This is a genomic window from Cytobacillus firmus NBRC 15306 (genome assembly GCF_001591465.1).
In the GTDB taxonomy this organism is placed as follows: Bacteria; Bacillota; Bacilli; order Bacillales; family Cytobacillaceae; genus Cytobacillus; species Cytobacillus firmus.
Map to the genome: position 1 here is coordinate 1 of NZ_BCUY01000156.1, position 3699 is coordinate 3699.

A 3699-nucleotide genomic window follows, 5' to 3' on the forward strand; every position below is an offset into this window, starting at 1 on the left:
ATTTATTCAAAATACGATTTTTAAATAACAACAAATGGCTTGCTTCATGCATTAAGTTGTCGAAAGCTCTCATTCTACTCCCTATAATAGCTATGCTAATGATATAGGTCCACCAGTCAGGAAATGTTTTAGCAAAGACAATTGCACATGTAATAATAGCCCAATCATAGCCAATAGAAAAGAAATTATACCAATTATTCCTCTTATGTAGCTCCTTAGTTCTTGAACGTATTTCTGCAGAGAACTTTGCCTTTTTAATCTTATGTTTATCCGTGTTTGTTTGCATACTTCTATCCTCCTGCCGCAATATAAAACTCTATTTTTCAATCATTTCCGACATCTGAAGTAATTGTGACAAATGTGCAATTAGATCATCGTTTTGTGCTGAGCTACCTATCGTAATTCTTACACTAGTTGGGCATGCAAACTCACTACCTGGACGAATAATAAATCCTTTAGATAATAAACGATTTGCTAAACTATCTGTGTCTCTTTTCATATCAATAAATATAAAATTAGTCTGGGTTGGAAAATAAGAGAGTCCAAATCTCCAACAAAATGAATAGAATTGTTGCAGTTCCCTTCGATTTTTCTCGTGACACTCTTTAATAAAGGATTGATCTTCAAAAGCTGCGACAGCAGCCACTTGGGCTAAACGAGAAGTATTAAATGTTTCCCTCACTGTTTCTAAAACATTAATTACTTCCGTTTTACAAATACCATAACCAATACGAAGTGCTGCTAGACCATAAGCTTTCGAAAAAGTTCGCAAAATCATTAAATTAGGATACTTATTCATTAAAGATACTGTATCCGGGAAATCGTCTGCATCTACGTATTCGTAATACGCTTCATCACAGACTACAAGGATGTCTTTGTTGAGCTCATCTAAAAGTGTTATGAGCTCATTTTTACGAACATACTCACCTGTAGGATTATTAGGATTACAAATCCAAACGACCGTTGTCTTTTTATCAGTCGCATCGATCATTCCCATAATATTGTGACGACCATTTACATGGGGAACCTCTCGGACCTCTGCCCCCTCTATAATCGCATTTCGTTTATATTGAGAAAAAGTCAAATCTGACATCACTGTGTTTGTATCCGATCCTAAGTAAGCTCTACATATCATCCGAATCAATTCATCAGTTCCATTTCCAAATATAAACTGATCTTCATTCACTCCAATAGAATCAGCAAGTTTTTCTCTTAATCTATCTGCCCGACTGTCTGGATAAAAGGATAGTTTGTTGAGCTCAGACATAATTGACTTTTGAACGTAATGAGAACAACCATATGGATTTTCATTGGAAGCAAGTTTCACTACATGATTAAGACCATAAGTACGTTTAACTTCTTCAATTGTTTTTCCTGGATGATAGGGTGTTATTGTCGAAAGTTGTTTTTTAGGTTTCATATTAAACACCTCCTATAGAATTATAATAATGTTTTATCCAATATCATTTCGCAGAAGAGAATTTAGCCTCATTCTCTTTTATTCTTATCCTATCAGTTTCTTTAATTGACTTAGTACGAATTAAATAGATAGCAAATCCGATTGACAACCATATCAATCCTGAAAAGAAACCGGACCCTCCAACTGGAACGAGTAAACAAATGCTAATAATTAAGGCAAGGGCTGGTAAAAAAGGATACATAGGGACTGAAAACTGATTTGCTCTTTCTTCAACAGATACTTTTCTCCTCGAAATAAAAAAGGCAATCATCGTAAAAATAAACGTAAGGAGATACAAAAAGCCAGTTGCATTAACGGCAATATTGATTGAACTTACAAGGGTAAACATAATTTGTATGCTAACCCCTAACAATATTGCCAAAACTGGAGTCTGAAATCGAGGATGGATAAATCCAAATTTTTTCGGTAATAATCCATTACGACCCATCGCAAAGGCAGTTCTCGAAATCGATATGATAAAAGCATTGGCTGTTGCTGGTAAAGCTATAACAATCACTATACTGACTAAGGTCGGTCCAAAATCCCCTAAAAATTGTTGGCTAGCTAAAGCGACTGGTACTTTTGATAAACCAAGTTCCTGCCAAGGAACAACTCCTGTTGAAACAAATAATAGTCCCGAGTACAGAACAAGTACAATGATAATGGATGATAAAATGGCTTTTGGAATGGTTTTACTCGGATTTTTCATTTCCTCTCCAGCATCCACAATTACATCCCAGCCAACCATGGAAAGAAAACCAACCAATGCGGCAGCAAGTATTCCTTCATAGCCATTAGGGGCAAACGGTGTATATAATGAATAATTCACATGACCAAAACCTAGAGCAAAAAATAAAATAAGTACGATAATTTCAACAACTACAATTCCCACTTGAACGACACCACTAAACTTTATTCCAAGCATATTTAGAAATCCTAAAACAAGAAGAAGAATGATCGCACTCAGTAACGGAGGGGCACCCGTTAAAGAATGAAGATAATTCCCAAATCCTTGGGAAACGAAACTACTTGCTGCAAGCCATGCCCCCCAGTATGACCATCCAATTAGAGTTCCAACAAATGATCCCATTGTTTGACTAACATATTCATAGGCACCACCTGCCCTAGGGTATCTTGATGCTAGTTCTGCATAACATAATCCAAGTAAAATCTCTAAGATTGCTGCAATGACAAAAGCAAGCATCACAGCTGGGCCTGCTTTTCCAGTTGCTACACCACTTAGAATAAAAATACCAGCACCTACCATAGCTCCAGTTCCTAGAGAAGTAGCTTCTTTCCACCCTAAATCTCTTTTTAGGCTCATAAAAATACCCCTTTTCATCAATTAAACTAAAATTCCGTGACTTCACCTGGTTTTTCTATAAAACCCCATTTTTTCAAATCTGCAATCCAGTATTTTTTAGGCCTAACTATACCATTGATATCGTATCCCGCACGTCGTTCCCATTCCCCAATTTGATATTCTTCTGTTACTTCCAATTTTGCTAAACCTTTTACATTTTTGTATCCGTACAGCCCAAAATCGAATAATCTTAATGGATATCCTTGTTCCATTGGTAAAGGTTCCCCATCAACCGTATGAACAATCAATGCTCGTCTGGAAAGAGCATCACCTAAAGGAATAGTTGATTCATATACACCTTTTTCCTTAGTTCCTATACTAGTTTGCTTTAAATAGTATTTTTCAGGATTAGTTACTCCAGCCATTTCTATAACGCTGGATAACAAAATTCCCTTCCATGGACGGCGAATACTCCAATTACAGACACAAACCATTCTTCTACTTTCCTCTACTTGTTGCATTTCTAATAAATCTTGATAGGTAAAAGTTAATTCTTTTTCTACCAATCCAGTAACAGATAGATGCCAAGTATCTAAATCAATAGATTTAGGTGGACCTTCTTGATAATACCGAAGCGAAGATGGCTTTCGGTCTAAATTTGGAGTCTTAAGCATTGGGTAATTCACATTTCTCTCTCCTTAAATAGTATTGATAACACAACGAAAACCAATTAAATTATCTCTAACTGAAACAGGATAGTTGTCTCTTGCTGTACATCTCATAAAATCTTCATTATGTAATCCGCATCCACCTCTAACAATGTGATAATCTTCTTGTGATGAAAGATATAATGGATTCATTCCTGTTTCATCCCATTTGTAATTAAGAGAAGCGTTATCTAAACACCATTCTGCTAAATTCCCTGCCATATCTAAAT

At 35.9% G+C, this 3699-nt stretch carries 4 protein-coding genes and 1 pseudogene; all 5 read right to left on the reverse strand.

What is annotated here, in order from left to right; genetic code table 11:
- Nucleotides 1–286: pseudogene (locus BFI01S_RS21200) on the reverse strand (fatty acid desaturase family protein); the annotation flags it as partial.
- Between the two features lie 30 nt (nucleotides 287–316).
- Complete coding sequence (gene hisC / locus BFI01S_RS21205; RefSeq protein ID WP_061794351.1) at nucleotides 317–1420, reverse strand: histidinol-phosphate transaminase; 1104 nt, start codon at nucleotides 1418–1420, stop codon at nucleotides 317–319.
- Nucleotides 1421–1463: 43 nt separating this feature from the next.
- The gene (locus BFI01S_RS21210; protein WP_061794352.1) at nucleotides 1464–2783 is read right to left on the reverse strand and encodes an APC family permease; all 1320 of its coding nucleotides are present in this window, start codon (nucleotides 2781–2783) and stop codon (nucleotides 1464–1466) included.
- A 26-nt stretch (nucleotides 2784–2809) separates the two neighbouring features.
- On the reverse strand, nucleotides 2810–3448 hold the full coding sequence (locus tag BFI01S_RS21215) for a molybdopterin-dependent oxidoreductase (protein WP_235831252.1): 639 nt from the start codon (nucleotides 3446–3448) through the stop codon (nucleotides 2810–2812).
- 12 nt (nucleotides 3449–3460) lie between these two features.
- The coding region (locus BFI01S_RS22745) for a formylglycine-generating enzyme family protein (RefSeq protein WP_156478363.1) at nucleotides 3461–3699 on the reverse strand (239 nt) is incomplete at its 5' end.

What these genes read in the sequence shown, in the direction of transcription:
- hisC (WP_061794351.1), bottom strand. Translation starts at nt 1,420, where the DNA reads ATGAAACCTAAAAAACAACTTTCGACAATAACACCCTATCATCCAGGA.
- BFI01S_RS21210 (WP_061794352.1), bottom strand. Translation starts at nt 2,783, where the DNA reads ATGAGCCTAAAAAGAGATTTAGGGTGGAAAGAAGCTACTTCTCTAGGA.